The 19,476-nt window shown below is 44.8% G+C and carries 19 protein-coding genes; 4 read left to right on the top strand and 15 right to left on the bottom strand.

Annotated elements, in window-relative coordinates; all coding sequences use genetic code 11:
- Positions 1–755 precede the first annotated feature (755 nt).
- The 9 genes from INR79_RS06190 to INR79_RS06230 form a co-directional block, all read right to left on the bottom strand.
- Entirely contained in the window at positions 756–1,262 is a 507-nt protein-coding gene (locus INR79_RS06190; protein WP_223096406.1) for a hypothetical protein, read from the bottom strand.
- Between the two features lie 22 nt (positions 1,263–1,284).
- On the bottom strand, positions 1,285–1,791 hold the full coding sequence (locus INR79_RS06195; RefSeq protein ID WP_223096408.1) for a copper chaperone PCu(A)C: 507 nt from the start codon (positions 1,789–1,791) through the stop codon (positions 1,285–1,287).
- Complete coding sequence (locus INR79_RS06200) at positions 1,788–2,420, bottom strand: SCO family protein (protein ID WP_022550162.1); 633 nt, start codon at positions 2,418–2,420, stop codon at positions 1,788–1,790. Before INR79_RS06200 ends, INR79_RS06195 begins: the two co-directional genes overlap by 4 nt.
- Positions 2,420–3,334 carry a heme o synthase gene (cyoE, locus tag INR79_RS06205; RefSeq protein WP_004399183.1) on the bottom strand — a complete coding sequence of 305 codons (915 nt, stop codon included), beginning with the start codon at positions 3,332–3,334 and terminating at the stop codon, positions 2,420–2,422. The genes INR79_RS06200 and cyoE overlap by 1 nt, the downstream gene beginning before the upstream one ends.
- Positions 3,335–3,346: 12 nt before the next feature.
- Positions 3,347–3,685, bottom strand: coding sequence for a cytochrome o ubiquinol oxidase subunit IV (gene cyoD, locus INR79_RS06210; RefSeq protein WP_004399184.1), 339 nt, complete (start codon positions 3,683–3,685; stop codon positions 3,347–3,349).
- Positions 3,685–4,332, bottom strand: coding sequence for a cytochrome o ubiquinol oxidase subunit III (cyoC, locus tag INR79_RS06215; protein WP_004399185.1), 648 nt, complete (start codon positions 4,330–4,332; stop codon positions 3,685–3,687). Before cyoC ends, cyoD begins: the two co-directional genes overlap by 1 nt.
- Before the next feature lie 16 nt (positions 4,333–4,348).
- Entirely contained in the window at positions 4,349–6,391 is a 2,043-nt protein-coding gene (cyoB, locus tag INR79_RS06220; RefSeq protein WP_045961617.1) for a cytochrome o ubiquinol oxidase subunit I, read from the bottom strand.
- 28 nt (positions 6,392–6,419) lie between these two features.
- Entirely contained in the window at positions 6,420–7,307 is an 888-nt protein-coding gene (gene cyoA, locus INR79_RS06225; RefSeq protein WP_004399187.1) for a ubiquinol oxidase subunit II, read from the bottom strand.
- 1,102 nt (positions 7,308–8,409) lie between these two features.
- Entirely contained in the window at positions 8,410–9,330 is a 921-nt protein-coding gene (locus INR79_RS06230; RefSeq protein WP_022601346.1) for a LysR family transcriptional regulator, read from the bottom strand.
- Between the two features lie 332 nt (positions 9,331–9,662).
- Between INR79_RS06230 and INR79_RS06235 the strand changes: the two genes are divergently transcribed.
- On the top strand, positions 9,663–10,895 hold the full coding sequence (locus INR79_RS06235; RefSeq protein ID WP_223096411.1) for an acyltransferase domain-containing protein: 1,233 nt from the start codon (positions 9,663–9,665) through the stop codon (positions 10,893–10,895).
- An 18-nt stretch (positions 10,896–10,913) separates the two neighbouring features.
- On the opposite strand, the gene INR79_RS06240 is transcribed toward INR79_RS06235, so the two are convergent.
- Positions 10,914–11,693: a thioesterase II family protein gene (locus tag INR79_RS06240; protein ID WP_022590514.1), complete on the bottom strand. Its 780-nt coding sequence runs from the start codon at positions 11,691–11,693 to the stop codon at positions 10,914–10,916.
- 181 nt (positions 11,694–11,874) lie between these two features.
- Here INR79_RS06240 and INR79_RS06245 point away from each other — a divergent pair, with 181 nt between their 5' ends.
- Genes INR79_RS06245 through INR79_RS06255 form a run of 3 tightly spaced genes read left to right on the top strand, consistent with a single transcriptional unit; the run spans position 11,875 to position 13,788 of the window.
- Complete coding sequence (locus tag INR79_RS06245; RefSeq protein ID WP_223096413.1) at positions 11,875–12,420, top strand: GNAT family N-acetyltransferase; 546 nt, start codon at positions 11,875–11,877, stop codon at positions 12,418–12,420.
- A 1-nt stretch (position 12,421) separates the two neighbouring features.
- The gene (locus INR79_RS06250; RefSeq protein ID WP_223096415.1) at positions 12,422–12,889 is read left to right on the top strand and encodes a GNAT family N-acetyltransferase; all 468 of its coding nucleotides are present in this window, start codon (positions 12,422–12,424) and stop codon (positions 12,887–12,889) included.
- A 53-nt stretch (positions 12,890–12,942) separates the two neighbouring features.
- Positions 12,943–13,788 (top strand): alpha/beta hydrolase, encoded by an 846-nt coding sequence (locus INR79_RS06255; RefSeq protein ID WP_223096417.1) that lies wholly within the window; start codon positions 12,943–12,945, stop codon positions 13,786–13,788.
- Between the two features lie 6 nt (positions 13,789–13,794).
- Here the strand turns inward: INR79_RS06255 and INR79_RS06260 are convergent, their stop codons facing one another.
- From INR79_RS06260 to INR79_RS06280, 5 genes are all read right to left on the bottom strand, one after another.
- Positions 13,795–14,457, bottom strand: a complete 663-nt coding sequence (locus INR79_RS06260; RefSeq protein ID WP_223096419.1) for a sigma-70 family RNA polymerase sigma factor — start codon at positions 14,455–14,457, stop codon at positions 13,795–13,797.
- Positions 14,447–14,866, bottom strand: coding sequence for a c-type cytochrome (locus tag INR79_RS06265; protein ID WP_223096421.1), 420 nt, complete (start codon positions 14,864–14,866; stop codon positions 14,447–14,449). Before INR79_RS06265 ends, INR79_RS06260 begins: the two co-directional genes overlap by 11 nt.
- A gap of 82 nt (positions 14,867–14,948) precedes the next feature.
- Positions 14,949–15,551 (bottom strand): ferritin-like domain-containing protein, encoded by a 603-nt coding sequence (locus INR79_RS06270; RefSeq protein WP_004399196.1) that lies wholly within the window; start codon positions 15,549–15,551, stop codon positions 14,949–14,951.
- Positions 15,552–15,936: 385 nt separating this feature from the next.
- Complete coding sequence (locus INR79_RS06275) at positions 15,937–17,823, bottom strand: alkaline phosphatase D family protein (RefSeq protein WP_223096423.1); 1,887 nt, start codon at positions 17,821–17,823, stop codon at positions 15,937–15,939.
- A 115-nt stretch (positions 17,824–17,938) separates the two neighbouring features.
- Positions 17,939–19,381, bottom strand: coding sequence for a lipopolysaccharide biosynthesis protein (locus INR79_RS06280; protein ID WP_223096425.1), 1,443 nt, complete (start codon positions 19,379–19,381; stop codon positions 17,939–17,941).
- Positions 19,382–19,476 lie beyond the last annotated feature (95 nt).

Genomic DNA, 19,476 nt, shown 5'->3' on the forward strand with positions numbered 1-19,476 from the left:
AGAAGGGTTATTAAATGGCGTTGTTTTTCACTCTATAATGAGTTAACTCATTAATTAATAATCATTTAATTCTTAGTTCTATCGGTGTTCTATGTATTTGGTTTAAACAAATGTCTTGATTTGTTTAGTGGGAGTAGTGTGCAAGTCAAAATAAAAGCCAGACATGCGTCTGGCTTTAAAAGGGCGATAAGCCCAGATTGATTAAGGAACAACAGATACCGGCGAACGTTCAGTAGTTTGAATTCCACTTGCATCAACTGGGGAATGTTCCCATGTAGGGCATTATCGGCTCAATGAATTGAAGCGACAAGACAGATAATGCTTCAAAATATGTAGGACATTGACCCGTTTAACTAAGATGTCCAAATTCTTAACTTATTAATTAACAAATACAATTACTTAACTTTCCTTCAGTGTGAAGTGGAAGGGAGAGCTGGAGAGTGAAAAATTTACATTTGTTTGAAACTGGTGCAGTTTTGCGTGTCTTCAGATTTGAACTTTCGAATCCATTTACCTCGATAGTTTAATAAAAACAAATGGTTACATTGAGATGTGTTAGTGATAGCTGTTTGGTTGGCGAGGTTGAAAATACCAACAGGCAACGACGATAAGTAGATGATATCTCACAACGCTTTGCGAGAAGTGACCTTGTTTTTATGGGCTCTTGTTTTTATGGGAGACAGGAGGTGAATAGAGGGGGAAAAGAAAGAAGAACCCGAACCAATGGTTTTGATTCAGGTTCATGATGTTTCAAATCAGTTGCGAACTACCTGGCGGGTAGTCACCAGACAAAGTGTCGAAAACTGCTCCGTCAGAAACGCCTGTTTGCCAGCAATACGTTTACTGGTGAGTACAAAGGTTCTGTCGGTTAACTTGCCTTGGAAATCCCATTTACTGAACGCTTCGTGTCGGGCATCAGCACATGAAGTTTGTAAAACATAACTTTCGGTAACCGAAGTATCGCAGGTACCACTTGTATTTTTCACACCGTGAAAAGTCACATGACTATCGCGGTCGCGGTAATTTGTGACGGCTAATGCGTTGTATAAGTGAATATCATCGGGCTCGCTGTTGTAAGACAGCATTCGATGAGGGTTCTTCTTAAGGCTGGCTCTTGCCAGTTGACGAAGCTCCTGAGAGCAGGGGATGGTTTGCTTTTCAGCAATACTGTCCATCGATGTTTTTACGGGCGCTTCGTCTTCTGCCAAAACTGTAGGGGAAAATACCACTAAACCGGAAAGTAAAATCAAAGCGGGTTTCATGTAACGCTCCGTAGAATAAGGCTTATTTTGCCTTAATGGTCATGACTGGGAAGTTGAGAGTATAACGCTCGCCAGTATCCTGTATCAACGTGACTTCGACGGTATCACCTTCAACAAATCGCTGTTTAATACCTAATAGCATCAAGTGATAGCCACCAGGCTTCAGCTCCAAAGATTCGTTAGCACCGACTTCAAGAACATCAATTTTGCGCATCGCCATTCTGCTGTCACGCAGAAACATTCGGTGAAATTCCGTATGTTTGGCTGCGTTGGTCTCAACGCCTGTAAATCTGATGGTTTCAGAGCTTTTGTTTGTTAGCGTAAAGTAACCTGATGTCACCTTAATACCGGGAATGGTGGCTTTCATTCGTGCGTAATCAACGTAGACCTCGCCGGAGAGCTTTTGAACCTTGCTTGAAGGGCGAGGGTCAGGCTGATAGAACGGCTTTTTGGTTTTTTCGTAGTAAGCGACTGAGAAAGCCAGCAGAAACGCAACAAAACAAACTAGCCCTATTTTGGCTAGTTTCATGAAGCGTCACCTTTTTTCGAATTGTACTCTTCCCATGCACGCTCAATTCGAGCCGCAAGCTCAATTGGCGTTGTGCTGTGACTCATCGAATCGATTAACTGACCGCTTGGGTCAATGACGTAGAAACGCGAGGCATGGTCTACTGTGTAGGCTAGCTCTGAAGATTCCATGTCAACCAAATCGAAATACACACCATATTGGTTTGTCATGGTTTTAATTTCTTCTTCTGTGCCTGTCAGACCAAGAATTCGCTTATCAAAGTGCTGAGCAAATTCATGAAGAGAATCTAAATCGTCTCGTTTAGGGTCAACACTTACGAAGAAACCTTGTGTTTTGTTGTACACATCTTCCGGTAAATACTTGAACGACGCGGACATCACACCCATTGAAGAAGGGCATACTTCCGCACAGTTTAAGAAGCCGAAATACATCACAACAACGTTGTTTTTGAATTCTTCGGAATTGATCGCACCAGTTGCGCTATCAAGTTGAAATTGACCGCCTAAGTCTTTGAACTGGCGAGGCTTCTCACCGATTGGAATCGTTGAGTTGTCCACGTAAAGTGCAAGAAGACCTGCCAGAGCAAGGACACCCAATGCTAAAACTAACTTCACTGGGTTTCGAGACATTAGATAAACTCCTTAAGTTGGAGAGCATTCAAAGAAGCTTGATGAGTTTCATGGATTTCTGATGGTGAAAAATCGATAGAGATTAGAACGCAGAAAACCATAATACAGACGATAGAGAAGAGCATTAGCTGCTTACCCCACTGTTCTGTCGGCATCTTCTGGAAGCTTACTTTCGCAAGGTACAACCAGTACATGCTAACCAAACCCATTCCAAGTGCGTACCAGCTTCCCGCATACCCCAGATAGGTTAGGGCCAGAGAAGCAATCGCAAATGCAACTATGTACGCCATAATATGCGTACGGGCTTTATCGATCCCTTCTTTGATAGGCAAAACAGGGATAGAAGCCGCTTTGTAGTCTTCGAAGCGATAAATCGCAATAGCGTATGAGTGCGGAATTTGCCAGATGCAGAATGTTAGGAAAACAATGGCTGCACCCACATCAAACTGATTAGTGACTGCGCAGTAACCGATAACAGGCGGGCATGCACCAGACAAACCACCAATCAAAGTGCCGTGTACGGAGTGACGCTTGTAGTAAAGGCTGTAGAAACCGACATAGACTACAAAACCAAGCACACCAAACCAGAAGGCTACAATAGAGGTGTAGAAAAATAGAGTAACAAAGCCTGCTACACCCAGAATCGTCGCCCAAATAAGCGCGTTCGACACGGGAACGACTTTTTGTACCAGTTCACGTTGGCATGTGCGCTTCATTTTTGCATCGATGTCTTTATCGATGAAGTTATTGAAAACGCAGCCAGATGCCACTATGAACGTAGTACCTAAACACACGGCAAGGAAAAGCTGCCAGTCAATCTGGCCCTGAGAGGCCAGAAAGAATCCGCCAGCCGCGGCAACTAGGTTGCCGCGGATGATGCCAGGTTTAGTCAGTTGTAAATAATTCGAAATCATTATGTATTCCGATTAGTGACCCATCAGCATGTTGTGGTTCAGGTGCTCCATGATCCAGAGCGAACCAATCAATACGATGGCGACTATTAACACCACAAAAACAGCGGAGGTGGTGTTCCACATTTGCTCGGAAGACGTGTTCATGTGCAAGAAGAAAACAAGCTGAACCAAAACCTGAGCAACAGCACAGATCAGGATTACGCCAATTTTCAACTGCGGAGAACCTACGTCCATCATCACCATAGCGAATGGGATAACGGTCAATACGATAGAGTAAATCAGACCCAGTACGTATTCTTTAACGCTGCCATGAGCTTGGCCGCCGTGACCATGTTCTGCAGATTGTCCCATTACATAACTCCCATTAGGTAAACAACACTAAACACACAGATCCAGATAACGTCCAGGAAGTGCCAGAACAAGCTCAGGCAAGACAGACGTGCATGGTTGTCTTCTGTGAAGCCATCACGTTTGAAGTGGAAGTAAAGAATGATCATCCAAATCAGACCTGCAAATACGTGCAGACCGTGAGTAGCAACAAGTGCATAGAATGAAGACCAGTAGGCGCTGCTGTCGAAAGTGGCACCTGCTTCGCTGAAGTGATGGAACTCGTAGATTTCCATAATCAAGAAGCCAAGACCAAGGGCAAAGGTGGTCCATAACCAGAACCACATGCCTTTTTCATCACGCTCTTTAGCTTTCAGCATACCCATACCGAAAGTGAAACTACTGAGTAGTAGAAGCGCAGTACCACCTGCAACGAACCACAGGTTAAACAGTTCAGTTGGTTCAATGATGCCGGCAAAGCTGGTAGAGAACACCGCAAATACCGCAAACAAAGTACCGAACAATAAACAGTCGCTTAGGATGTAGACCCAGAAACCGAAGATAGTATCGCCAGCGTAGTCGTGGTGGTCATGATCATCATGACCACCATCTGAGCCATGATGCTCAAACGAACTATTGGTATCCAGCACTGATTTATCATGTGCAGTCATTTTATTTCCTCACTCCTTAAACCGCTGGGGAACCAGATTTAACGTCATTGTTATCAGCATCTTTTTGATTCGCTGAGTTGAATTCAGGGTGATCCTGATACACTCGAGCTAGATGAGGTCCTTCAATAGCCTCAACTTCAGATACTTCAACGAAGTAGTCTTTATTGCGCTGGAAGCTGTAGGCAATCCAGGACACAACCATACCCAGGAAGCTAGCAATTACCATCCACCAGATGTGCCATACAAACGCAAAGCCAAATACTAGTGAGAATGCACTGATAACAACGCCAGCCCAAGTGTTACGAGGCATGTGAATGCGCTTGTAGCGGTCAGGTTTCTGATAAGCCATACCGTGTTCTTTGCGGTATTGGTGCTCATCACGATCGTGGATCTTAGGTAGCGTAGCGAAGTTGTAGAACGCTGGTGGTGAAGACGTAGCCCACTCAAGAGTACGCGCATTCCACGGGTCACCTGTTGTGTCCATGTTGTCCTTACGGTCACGGATACTGATGAAGATCTGCCATACCTGAGCCGCAACACCAAGAGCGATGATGCCTACACCACAAGCCGCAATCCAAAGCAATGGAGCCCACTCTGGGTTGTCGATAGTTGCAAGACGGCGAGTCATACCGTTGAAGCCAAGTACGTATACAGGCATGAAGGCAACGAAGAAACCTACAGTCCAAAGTACACAGGAGATCTTGCCCCACTTCTCGTTGAGCTTGAAGCCAGTTGCTTTCGGGAACCAGTAAGTAAAGCCAGCGAAGTAACCGAACAATGCACCACCAATGATTACGTTATGGAAGTGAGCGATTACGAACAAGCTGTTGTGCAGTACGAAGTTTGCTGCCGGAACTGCCAGCATTACACCTGTCATACCACCAATGGTAAATGTCACTAGGAAGGCACAGGTCCACCACATACTTGCTGTGAACTCAACACGACCTTTGTACATGGTAAACAGCCAGTTAAATATCTTAACCCCGGTGGGTATGGATATGATCATGGTGGCTATACCGAAGAAGGCGTTAACACTTGCGCCAGCACCCATGGTAAAGAAGTGGTGTAGCCATACGATGAACGACATCAGCATGATTACTGCGGTTGCCCATACTAGGGAAGTGTAACCAAACAGACGTTTACGTGAGAAGGTTGCACACACTTCAGAGAAGATACCGAAAGCAGGCAGAATCAGGATGTAAACTTCTGGGTGACCCCATGCCCAAATCAGGTTCACGTACATCATGACGTTGCCGCCCATGTCGTTCGTAAAGAAATGAGTACCGATGTAACGGTCAAGAGTCAGTAAGGTCAGTGTTACCGTCAGGATTGGGAAAGCAACAACAATCAGGGCGTTCGCACACAAAGATGTCCATGTGAACACAGGCATTTGCATTAGCTTCATGCCAGGCGCACGCATACGCAGAATAGTTACGACAAAGTTAACACCCGTCAGAAGCGTACCAATACCTGATATTTGGAGAGACCAGAGCCAATAATCGACCCCTACCCAAGGGCTGTACTCCATCCCAGAAAGTGGTGGGTATGCTAACCAACCTGTTGCTGCGAATTCACCAACGAACAGAGACAGGTTAATCAGGATAGCGCCCACAACGAATAGCCAGAAGCTCAAAGAGTTCAGGAACGGGAAGGCAACGTCTCGAGCACCGATCTGCAAAGGAACGATAACGTTCATCAGACCAACGATGAATGGCATCGCTACGAAGAAGATCATGATTACGCCGTGGGCGGTAAAGATCTGGTCGTAGTGCTCAGGAGGCAAGTAGCCTGCATCGATGGTGTCTAGGGCTTGCTGAGAACGCATCAAAACGGCGTCCGAGAAGCCACGGAACATCATGACTAAAGCCACGATGATATACATGATACCTATCTTTTTGTGGTCGACAGACGTAAACCACTCATTCCACAGGTATGTCCATTTTTTCTGGTAGGTGATTAAGCCACACAGTGCTAATCCACCCAAAATAGCTGCAACCATTACGGGCAAAATTACTGGGTCATAATAAGGGATGACATCCCAGTTAAGTTTCCCGAAAATTAAATCAGGTTCGGCATGTACGTCGCCTTTATAGGCCATTTTGGACTCCTGAATGTTTCTCAATAATGTCTTTGAATCTCAAAGGGTCTACGGTCGAGTAATACGTCACCGGGTGCGGTGTACGGATTTGTTCTTTCTCGTTATCTATCAATACTTGGTAGCTGGCATCGTTAAGTGCTTGCTCAGACGTCTTAACCTTGCTCAACCAGTCGTTGAATTCTGAGTCGTCGACTACGTGCGCTTTAAAGTGCATGTTAGAGAAGCCAAACCCACTGTAGTTTGCAGACAGACCGCGGTAGACACCTTCTTCTGAAGCCATCAGGTGAAGACGGTTTTCCATGCCTGCCATTGCGTAGATTTGACTACCCAGTTGAGGAATGAAGAACGAGTTCATAGTGGTGTCAGAGGTAACAAGGAATTCGACAGGACGATCAACAGGGAAAGCCAGTTCGTTTACCGTTGCGATTTGCTGTTCAGGGTAAATGAACAACCACTTCCAGTTCATTGAAACGACTTGGATAGTCAGAGGCTCTTTATCAGATTCAATCTCACGGCGTGGATCAAGAGAGTGGGAGGTTTCATAAGTAACCCAACCCAAAGCCAGAATGATTAAACATGGTACAGTCCAAACTATCACTTCGATTTTTGTTGAGTGTTCCCAGTTAGGTTTGTATTCAGCATCTTTGTTAGATGCACGATACTTGTATGGGAAGTACACACATAGGAACAACACCGGAACGATGATGATTGCCATAAGCAAAACGGAAGTGATAATCAGCGATTCCTGAGCTTGACCTATTGGTCCCTTAGGATCGAATAACACCATGTTACTGCCGAAGAATAGTACGCCTAATAAAATCAGCCCCACGACTGAAGTTAATATTAATGCAACTTTTATGTTACATTTTATTTTCATTTGTCCTCCCTGGAGCTCACGCCAGAATAAATTCAAAGACAATACTTAAAATACGAAGCACCCAAATACGCGGATCAGATGCGAAATTAGAAAAAATTTGTGCGTGAAATGACGTCAAACAAAAACCTAAGTTTTCGTTAACAATTCATTATCATTTGAAACAAATCTCTTACAAAATGCAGTGATATTAGAACTTAGATACTAAAGGGTGAATTAAAGTACCAAATTGTTAAATTAGCAAGCTTTTACTTGTTCAGAACTGTAAATTTCAATCTATGTATAAATTACAAAAATATTAATTTCATTTTTTCAAAAAATGAGGTAATGCGTGGTTTTCCTAGCAACAATCTGTTTTACAGAGCGAAATAAATTAAGAAAAATACCATTCCCATAATATTAGTGTGCCATTTTTCTGGTCTTAGTATTAATGCTCATATTATTTCTGATATAACCTTTCTCTTGTTGTGGTAAATTTTGAGATCTGTGTTCAAATCGATTTCATTCAACTTGCATACGCTTTAACCAGGAAAAACTGATGAAGTAGCTAATGACATACTGGTTATCGTTTTATATAAAACCATATCAGCATGGTCAGCGTATTGACTAGTAATTCAGAGGGTTTCGGGAGCGTAAGAAGCTCTTCATTGTGCGGAAAAACGATCTCGCTGCTTGTGTGAATCAAACAATTAGTCAGATAAGCCGTGAATCTACTAAACAGCACTCTGCCAAAGCATTGCTATATTTAATCTGCTCCTCACGTGTAATTTAATGAGCCAGATAATTATAGTTCCAATAAAGCCTTTTTATTTATATGGATATATAAGTTGGCTTTTTCATATTGTCTGGAGCCTAATGTCGAAAGAACTGTAACTTGATATTTCTGTCAATTTAAGAGAGAAAATAAACCACTTGAAATATGTGGTTAAAGGGTTGCTAATAAACCTTTCAGGTTATTTATTGACCAGTTTAATATTATCAATATTTCATAAAGATGCTTAATTTGCATTCAAATGTTAAAAGATCGAGCAAAATACCCCTGAATTTTTTATAGATATTAAGCTCGATAATTTAACATATGGTAGACCTTAAAATTTATATTGAGTCAGCAGCTCGTATAGTTCATTCCTGAAAAGATGTCTGCCCCCATTAAAAAATCAATTAAATGCCTGATTCTGGCGGGCATTTGTTTTCTGGATGGGTAAACAAGGTTGAATATTTTGGGTTCACTACGAACACCACACGCCACTTGAACCAGTTCTCCAGCTTCGATTTCCTTTTGAATGGTGCAGGGTATAAGCAGACCTATTCCGACGCCCATTTTAGTAAGTGTCTGCATCACCAATGGAGAATTACAACAGTGATAATGCTTAGGTGCGACGGTGACGGGCTTTCCCTCATAGAAGAGTTTTTGCAGATTGTTGCTCGCCGATTGCTGCTCAAGCAGGATCCAATAGTGGGATTCGAGATCGTCGGCACATAATGGCATTCCGTGTTTTTCAATATAATCGGGGCTGGCAAATATGTGAGCACTTTGCTCGAACATTTGTCGGGCAATAAGTGAACTGTCCTGAGGGGAGCCGACACGTAAGGCAAGATCGATGTTTTCAGCGACAATATCTGACTTGTGGTCATTCATGATTAAGTCGAGCTCAACATCTGGGTATTCTTCTCTGAACGTTTCAAGGATGGGTAGCACCTGATTGATGGCGATGTCGTATGTCATGGTCAAAGAAACGCGACCAGACACTTCTTTTGGTGCAATCAAAGATTCCACATGTGCTAACAGGTAGGGTAACTGCTTGACCTCGTTATAAACCTTTTGTCCTTCGAGGGTGACAGACAACTTCCGGGTAGAACGGTGAATGAGTCGAGAGCCCAGTTGAATTTCCAGTTCGGTCAGTTGTTTGCTCAGCTTTGAACGGTCAGTTTTGAGTCTTCTGGCCGCGGCAGAAAAGCTGCCAGCTTCGACAATAGCAGCAAACATTGCCATGCGCTTTAAATGGGCGAAGTTACTTGCATTCAAAATTGCAACACTCCATGTCTTTTATACCACCTAGTGATAATTGTGAATTTATAAATAATTGAAGATATCTGAGTATCGACAAGATTCTCAGGTAGAAAAGTGTATAGAAGCTAGAAGACCAGCTTAATGCATGAAAATCTTTCAAATTTTTACAAATGAGCATGATATTCGTAGATTCGACGTCAATTTGCTCGATCATTCAATTCACTATAAAAAATCTGGGATTACGGTCTGAATTTTTCGGGTGCGCTTTCAGGTGTTCTGTATTTTGAGGATTACCCTCCGATTTTCAGCGCCTTCAGACCTGAAGTTCCATTCAAGGAGCGAAAACAATGTTCCATTTAGATAAGACCCATGCTTCAGAGGTGAGCAACCAGGAAGCAAGTCATTTTTCAGCACAGTTTGGCAACACAAATACAAAGGTTTCACAACGTCTAACACCAGAGTCGGCACAGGGAGGACAGGGCACAAAATATCATCAAACAGGTCAAGGTGATTCCCAAGATGGAGCCACAATAAGCAATGGCAAACCCAGTGTCGTCTTCATGTTCAGTGGTTACGAATCTGAACCTCATCGCTGCGCAAAACCATTGTATGAAAACTTCGATTTCTTTCATGAAAGGGTAGAGGAATGCTTATGGCATTTAACTCAGATTGATGGACATCTTGCCGGGGAGACGGAGCGATTTTTTGGAGAGTGCCAAACCGAAGAGGGGAGACCTGTTAGTCAGGTTCAACTGTTTGTTTTTGAGTATGCTTTGGCTTCGACTTTGATTCACTGGGGAATCAAACCCGATGCCCTGATTGGTGAAAGCCTCGGGGAATGCGTAGCTGCCTGCATCAGCGGATTGCTGGATATCGATGATGCGTTGTCGATGGTCTGTTCTCGCCAACGCTTGATGGAAAGTGCGCAATCCGGGGCGATGTTTGCTGTGCCAGAAAGCAAGGAGCAGGTAAACGAGTGGCTAGACGAGTGGAATGACGAGCATACGGAAATGGAACAAAAGCTCTCGCTTGCTTACGTTAATGCGCCAAACGAATGTGTTGTGTCTGGCGGTTCAGACCCCTTAACTCATTGGCTCGAACAGCACGCAAAAGAAGCAATACGGGGCCAGTACGTATCGCAAAGGTACGCTTTCCATTCAGACTTGATGTCGGAGGCGTGCAAAACCCTGGCATCTTATATAGAAGGTCTCCCAAGCCACCCAATTAAGACCCCTTTTGTGTCCACCGTTACAGGCAGGTGGGCTCAACAGAGTGAGGTAGAGAGCACGGGTTACTGGGCGAATCAAATTCGGCAAACCGTGCAACTGGAAGACGGGTTAAGGTGCGTATCTGAAGAGCTCGGGAATTGTATGCTGGTCGAAATCGGGCTTGGGGAAAGCATGTCCAAGCTGGTTGAGCAGCAAGGCAACGATGATTTGTGTGCCTTTCCGCTCCTTCCCGAGCTGCTTGCTGAAGACATCGCATTACCGCAAAACTTCGCCTGCCAGTGTGTGCTCGCTTCAGTCAAAACACTCAATCAATATGGCGTCAATATCCGCTGGGAACGCGTACCTGCTTAGTCCTTAAACCCGAAAGGTTTAAGCGTCAGCAAGTAGCTGTTCTGTAATTGGTTGAACGATATCGACAAGCTTTTTACTCACTGAGTCAAATTGCTTGTCGATAAAAAAGTGATCCCCTTCAATCATCACCAACTCAAATCCCGCTGTTAAGTGGTTTTCCCATCTTGGCAGCGTATGCGATGGAATGGTGGTATCTTTGGTGCCACCAAATAATGTTGCTGGAATATCGAGTGGAATGATTTCTGAGACCTTGTGTGTTTCGGCAAGTTTAAAATCGGCTTTCAGACCTGGAAGCAACATAGACATCAATCCATCATGTTCGATGACTTCATCTGGCGTCCCGCCCATCTCTTTCAACCTTCCTTTAAACTCTTCATCGGACAATCCGTGCATAGGTCGCTCAGAGTTAAACTCATGCGGTGCACGTGAAGCGGCCAAAATGAAATGAACGGGCAGTCTCATCCCTTTACTTTTTAGCAGCTTAATCAGTTCGTACCCGATTCTTGAACCTAGGCTGTGTCCCCAAATAATGAAAGGTTTATCCATCAGTGGAATTAGAGCTGTTGCAAGATCGTTGACCAAGGCACTCATATTTTCGTATGGCGCTTCTCTTAATCGACTGCCTTTACCCGGCAATTGAACTGCGCAAAGCTCTACATCTAGCCCTTCTATAGATGCATAAGGAAGGAAAGAACTGACATTACCCCCCGCATATGGAAGGCAGAAAATTCGTAAAGCGGCGTCGGGCTTAGGGTTTGGGATGGCAAACCAACGATTTAAAGAGGTGTTACCTTGCATTTTCATTCCTTTCAAAACAAGAGAACGAAGAGAATAGCTATGTTGTATAAGAATTAAAACCTTTGTTTCATTTCACTACAATGTCTGTCATCAACGGCTTGGTCATGCCGACACAAACAAATTAGTAGTTAATTAATATCGGATTGATTATATTCCCGCGCAAAGAGAAAAGGAGTTCAAAGTGTTTGAAATCGTTACAGAACGGCTGATTTTAAGGGACTTTATACCCGGGGACGTATCCTCATATGTTCGCTTAACACAAGATGAGAAGTATCAGCGCTTTTACGATGAAGAGGATTGTTCTGTCGAGAAAGCAGAGTTTCTGGTTAACTTGTTTATTGAACAAGCATCAGAACATCCTCGCTCCAAATATCAATTAGCCATTGTGCTCAAAGATACCAGTCAGGTTATCGGTACTTGTGGCATTCGGGTGGAAGCCGATCATCAGGCATCGATGGGATGTGGCGTAGCTCGTGAGTTTCAGGGAGCCGGATACGCTCAGGAAGCCGTCGAAGCGATAGCTGCCTTTGGCTTTGAAACATTGAATGTGCATCGACTCTATGCCGAAACCATCAGTGCGAACAAAGCTGCCATAGCAATGTGCCGTCAGTTTGGAATGAGAAAAGAAGCTGAGTTTGTTGAACATCGGTTCTTCAAAGAACGTTGGTGGAACACGGTTATCTACGCAATATTGAAATCAGAATGGAATGAGAAAAAGGGAAGTTAATATGTTGAGCTTACAACCGATGGAACCTAAGCATCTGGAGCAGGTTTCCGATTTACGTGTCGAAGAGTCGCAACTTAAGTTTGTAGGGACCATGGAAGAAATTCTGGTCAATGTAGACGACAAGGTACACCCGAATGTGATGCTTTCAGGTGACAGAATTGTTGGCTTTTTCCTAATAGATACCAGTTACCCTGCAAGCTACGAGTTTGCCCAATCTGGTTCTTTGGGGCTTCGAGCATTTTTTATTGATAGTCGATATCAGGGAAATGGATACGGGAAGCAAGCCGTTGCGAGCTTAAAACCTTTTCTCAATGATCAATACCCGAGCCATCATTCCATCTATCTAACCGTGAACTGCAAGAATCCCGGTGCATATCGTTGCTACGATCTTGCTGGTTTTCAAGATACCCAAGAGCTCTATCATGGCGGCGCTGCCGGACCACAGCATATTATGGTGATGCCGCTCTGATTGAGGATACGCCATTATCTATACTTAGATTAGGTCGGGTTCGGAAGTAAGAAATGAATAGATCTAAATTCGTTATCAGTTTCTTTGTCTCTCTTATTGCTTTTGCGGTAAAGCCCGCTTTTGCCGTTGATCACCATAAGTTTTTAGATATTCCTTACGGAGAGCATCGAAAGCAGAAGCTGGATGTGTACTTTCCAAAGTTTGCGCGCAGTGCACCGGTGATCTTTTTTGTCCATGGTGGTGCCTGGCGAATTGGGGACAAAGGCACGCGATCTCAGGTTAAAAACAAGATAGAGAAATGGGTATCTCAGGGAATGGTAGTGGTATCGATTAACTACCGGATGCTGCCTGATATTCGACCAGTAGAACAGGCTCAGGATGTTCGAAAAGCTCTGCGCTTTTCCCAGCAACAAGCTGGTGAGTGGGGAGCCGATGCCAGCCAGTTTATTCTGATGGGACACTCTGCCGGTGCCCATTTGGTGTCGCTAGTTTCTTCTACTCCTGCCGTTGCGGAGTCAATGGAAATCGAGCCGTGGCTTGGAACAGTTTCCCTAGACACTATGGCTTATGACGTGACTAAGATAATGAAAGGAGATGATGTAAGCTGGTTTTATAGAAATGCCTTTGGCGATAATCCCATTTATTGGGAGCAGGCGTCACCAATTAGTCAGCTCCGAACCGCCATCCCTCCATTTTTAGCCGTATGCTCAACGAACAGAAAACAGGATTCGTGTTCCCAGTCTCAAGATTTTATTGAGAAGCTCCGTGAGTTCGGTGGGCAGGGAAAGCTGCTACCTGTGAACCTGTCCCACCGAAAACTGAATGTGTCTCTGGGAGCAAAGTCCACTTACACCGACCAGGTCGATACGTTCATCCAGCAATTGATTTCGAGTCGATAGTGTTTATCAGTTGAGAGTTTTGGGTCTACACTTCTGCCACTCGGATAGCACGTTTCTGGTCACTGTATTACAACGTTCACCAGCAAACTCGTAGAGCGACATCGACTCTCGTTCCATATGAGCAATCAACTGAGACTGAAGCTGGAGCCGGGCACGTCGATAGCGAGTTTTGATGACATTTACATCCAGTCCAAGCGAGTCTGCTGTTTCTAGCGATGTCATTCCCTGTACGCTACGCATCATAAATACGGTTCGATACATGACGGGTAATTGGTCTATCTCTTTTTCTAACAACTGGAGTATGTTTTGGTTCATCACTGGCTCCGATACAGAAAAAGTGGGACAGCTTGAAACGGGTTCGTCATCACCAAAAAACTCTAAACGTTGATCGGTACGTAGTCTATTCAGGGCGACATTTCGAGTGATCACTGTTAACCAGCTGGAATAGCCTGTTGGTCCCCGAAAAGAGGGCAGATTTTGAAGCGCACGCAGGTGGGCTTCCTGAACAATATCCATTGCGTCGTCGTTACTTTGAGTGAACCCTCGGGCAATGCGAAACAGTAACTGATTATATCGACGAACCAATACCTCTGCGGCTTGGCTGTCTTTTTCTAATACTCGCTCTATAAGGTCGATATCAGAATAAGAGGTCAAATCGTTATCCGTCATTATCTAATCCTATGCATTCTTCTGATTCGTGATTGAGGGATTTCAGGTAAATGATCACTGCCTCCCTTTGCCCGCTATCTTTGATACCCGCTACTGTCATTTTAGTCCCCGGAATGGTTTTTCTTGGGTTTTCTAAAAAACGATCTAGAGTTTCTGCGTTCCATACGCTTTCAGAATCAAGCATCGCCTGGCTGTAACGGTAGTTTTTTTGACTGCCAACCTCCTTGCCAAATAAAAAGCAGTGCCTCGGACCCGTGCGATGAAAGGTAGGGGAGTGGCATCCAAGACAGGTTTGATACGCCTCTTTACCTAATTCAAGAACTTTACTCTGTTCAAGAACTTCACCCTGTTCAAGAGCTTTAGCCTGAGCAAGTGGGGCTAAAACCAGTAATAACAAAATACAACGCATAACTTCTCCTGGTAACGTGGGGAAACGGGCTGAGAGGTACGCTCAGCCGATTTCGCTGTTCTGATGCGCAAGGTAAACGCTATTAAGAAAAGAATGCGCCTGGAACTGGATCCAATCCGAGTGCATTTCTGAGGATAGCCCAGTGCATGGCTTCGTCGGCCAGAATGCTGGCGGCTGCTTTGGAGTAATCCCTGTTATCGAATAATGGAATGGCACCAGCATAGGCACTGACTGCTCCGCGCTCTAACTGGGCAGCAAACATTAAAACGTCTGAAGGGCGTTTGAGTTGTTCGACGGGGAACTGATACTGCTCTTCGGGCGTATTGGGTGTGCCACCAAGCTGGGTGACAACCGATGCGAGCAGTTCGATGTGCTCTTTATGGTGTCCCTGAAACTGCACGGCAACTTTAAGTAATTCTGGGCTTAGTAGCTGGCTTTCCGCTCCTAACTGATAGGCCGCAACGGCTTCCTGTTCCGCGGAGATAGCTGTGTTCAGAATGGCGATATCGTTTTGAGCGGTAGAATCGGAGGCATAACCACCATGATGGTTTGCCCGAGCAGTGTAACAACCGCTCATCATGGTTAGTGCTGTGGCAGAAAGTGTTGCTGCGCCAAAGCCTTTAAGAAAACCTCGGCGATTAAACATATCCTTGTGGTAGACATTGATTGCTTCTTTGGTACTCATTCTTTTTCTCCTTTATCACCCAGCCAATTTTCTGGGTGTTAAAGGTAAAGATGAGTTCACGTCAGAAAGGGAACAAAATTTAATCGCAAAAGGTCAATATATACCCAAGTGACCTCAAGATGCCGGATTCAGAGCCTCATATTCTGTTTCAGTTCAAGGAAAAGAACGCAGTGGAATGCCCCGTCCTTTCCAAGTTCTTTGACGATGAAATGGAGCAGAATATGGGCTCCCAAGGGCGAGTTTAACTGGCTTTCATACTGCGTTACCGATTCTTGATTTAGAACCACTAGATCTTCAAATCGGTGTCTTGTCTGAAAGCCAGTTCCTTTCTTCTAGATGAATAGGTCGCTGAACCTAGCATCTTGAGGTTACTTGGGTATAAGCTCTAAGAACTTTGCTTTGTTGGTGTGAAGTCCACTTCATCCCCGTCCCCTTTTAGAATGGACACTCGCTGGGGTTTTCCTGTTGAATCCAGTCTTACTTCACCGATAGCGGTGGAGTTTACCAACCTGCGCACGCCTTCTGTGCTTGGGTCGCGCTTTTGGATTTTCAGCCGCTTACGTTTGGTGAAGAAATTCAGTGGAGAGCGAGGGGAATAGAGTAACCTGTCCGCGTGGTCACAAAAGCCCAGCAGAGGCTCTGGAAACTGAGCCTTAATACCACTGCACGTGATCTGATGAATATTAGGGCTGCATTTTCTAAACCTGAGCTTAATGTCGTAGGTAAAAGAGTAGTGAACATCCCCAGACAGGATTACAAAATTAGTCGGTGTTTTGGTGTGCGTAAATATGCTCAGGAGTGTATTGGCACTTCCCGGGTGTGCCATCCAGTTCTCGGCGTCGATCACCAGTGGCTGACCCAGCATGGTCATGGCCTTTTGTAGCGCTTCAATAAATTTCACCCCAAACATTGGTGCAGCAGACACAACGACTACCTTATCCTGATGCATCAGCTCATGTTGAAATTCCATCAAGGCTTCCCAGTCCATCAAGCCAGAAGGTTTATTCATCTTCGATTCTGAACGCCAGCGTCGGGTACGGGTGTCTAATACCACGACTTTAGGGGAGGTTGGAATGGTGTAGTGCCACCTCTCGAACTGGTACAGGTATCGTATAAACGCATCCTGAGATTCTGATTCTGGCGAATCAAAATAAGCGTTTGCCAGCGCCATAAATTCGGAATTGAACTGATGAGGGTCATTTCCCCAGCCCTGACAGAGCCAGTAACTGATGACCCCGTTGCCAATGATTCGTTCCGAGAACGGGTGACCATACATGGCCTGCTCCCACCCAATGGTGAGGTTCCAGTCGTCGGTGACGTCATGGTCGTCAAAAATCATGTAGGTCGGAATGTGTGCCAGCAGCCTCTGAACATTAGATAACCCAGCTACAAACAAGCTGATTTGTTCTGCCTCTTTAGCCCAGCGTTGCTTGTTACTGTCGCTTAATGAATCCGGTGCCTGAGTATACCCAAGATGCTCCCATAGCGTTGGCGACCACACCAGAAGGTACATGGCAAAAAATTCTGAAAAGCTGATCAGATGGTTTCCGCAGTCGCGAGAACTGAATATTGGGGTTTCGGACTGCGGCAAAAACGACCACAACCAACTGCGTTCTTCGATATAAGTGGGAAGCAGCGACTCCCGACCATAAAAGCATTGAGGGTGGGAGTAGAGTTCAGAAGCCTTACCAAAGGGAGCACTTTCAAAGGTTTCTTCTGGCAAACCGAGCAAATCTATAACCTGCAAAATAGCATTCAGCATTGGTCCGGCAACGTGATCGGCGTAAATTTGATCACCCGACATCAAAAGCATGTCTGGTCGCTCTGTCACCTTTTGCGAAAGCACTTTATTGTCAGCCGCGACCAATGCATCTTTGCCATTGTGATGAGGATTGCGACAGGAACCATGAAGGATGTATTCAGCGGATGTAGAAATCTTAAACTCAATTCGCTGTTCTTGATCATAAGTTAGATGAGGGTACTGAGCAGCGAGGCTTCCATATTGGGTGTTGAAGTCATAGGAAAGTGTTTGGTCGACGGGAAAGTCATTTTCCAGATGCACCAAAGTGACGTAAGCATTCTTTCCGACCTTAACGGTAGAGACATCAGCCATGTCATGGCTTAGCCAAGGCATGTCGGCTTTATCCAAAAACAACTCAAATGTGCCGGTTACGGGCTCACTGGTAACCAGCCAAAAGACCAGTTCACTCGCAGTGGCTTTACGTAAAATGGGACCAGATATTAAGAAAGGAAGCGCTTTTTGCTGATTCATAAACTCTCTATAGGAACGCAAGCATCTTAAGGTGAGTATATTACCTTAAACCTCGTATCCGCTTCTGTATACAAATGTAAAAAGCGCAGAAAGAACTCACGTTTATGAGCGGTGCTTACGCGACTGATTTTGAAGATGGCTTCTTCAAGCTCAATTTGCACAGCAGAGCCTCAGGTACAGGCAGAATCTTTAGATAAATGAAGGCAACAGATACCCCCAGACCAACTCCTGTTCCCATAACTATTTCAGGTACTGCGGGTAAGAGTTTAACTAGCCATTGATACACTCCCCAAGCCACAACAGAAAGCATAGTGCTTAATATCCATTTGGAATGATTGTACGGAAGGTATTCCATTGACTGGCTTACAGAATAGAGCAGCAACAGTCGCATTGTGTATGCGCTACCGAGTACGGCAACCACTCCCCACAATCCGTAAATAGGTACAAAGATGAAATACCCCGCAGTGGCGACAACAGCGCATATCCCCTGAATCCACATCTGTGCTTGGCTGGAGTCTCCGCTGTAGCAACCCAGGTTCAGATAATCGCCCGCGTTTTTAATCACGTTTATCGCGAGCAGGACGACCACAATGGTACTGGATAGCTGATAGCTCTCGGGAAGAGCAAAAGCAATAAAACCTGGTACGGTCAGGATCATTCCCAAACCAAAGAATATTCCCAAATTAGTGCCAAGCATGGCTTTGTCGGCGCAAATCTGTTTGCCATCTGGTTGTTGTAACAAGGAGATTCGATTGGGGAACCACCAGAGCGAGTATGGTTGCAACACTAAACCTAAGATCAACGCAAACTTTACGGCAATCGCGTACACCGCCAGTTCTTCTACACCCACATAGCTGGCGAGCAGCCATCGGTCCAAACCTGTAATCATATACATGGATAAGAAGCCAGCGAGTGTAGGCAAACTGAATTGGAGCAGCATTTTTGAATGCTTAAGATAACCAAAACGCCCCATTTGTTGCCACTGATACCCAAATAGGCAAAGTAAGAGCAAGCTACTCGATACTGCACCAGATATCAGGACCGCATCTATGCCGTACCCCAATTCCAACAAAACAAACGTTAAAAATGCCTGACCAAGAGCTTTACCTACGTTCAATACGCAAAATCGCTTAGCCAGTTCATTCATTCTCATCAAAGTCAGTGGAATGGTAATGAGACCATCCAACAAAGTTGGCACGGCTAAAAGCAAGATCTGATATTCGGATACCGCTACAGGGAGCAGAGTAACCAAGAGCGGGACGGTTGCAATTAACAGCAAAGCACCTAAGCCGCAAAAAATGGTACTGAGTGAGAAGCAATTTGAAATTAGGGTACGTTTTTCTTCACCTTTTGCGGTGCCCACATAGCGATACATGGCATTAACCAACCCAAAGCTAAACACTATCGTACCTATGTCTGCCAGCAGTAATAAGGCTTCCAAAGAGCCGTATTCACTCAGCGACAGTTTACGGGTCAGGTAAGGGATCATCATCAGCGATACCCCTTTCATCATAATGATTCCAACAGCGTAATAGGCAGATTGAGTCAATGCTCTCATAGACAGGTTACCTTTTTGTCGGTTCGTTACTGAATGTACAGAGCAGAAAATATGCCATTTCATAACCTATTGATTTTATGTGTTTAAATTAGATC

Source organism: Vibrio sp. SCSIO 43132, from assembly GCF_019904195.1.
Classification (GTDB): Bacteria; Pseudomonadota; Gammaproteobacteria; order Enterobacterales; family Vibrionaceae; genus Vibrio; species Vibrio nigripulchritudo.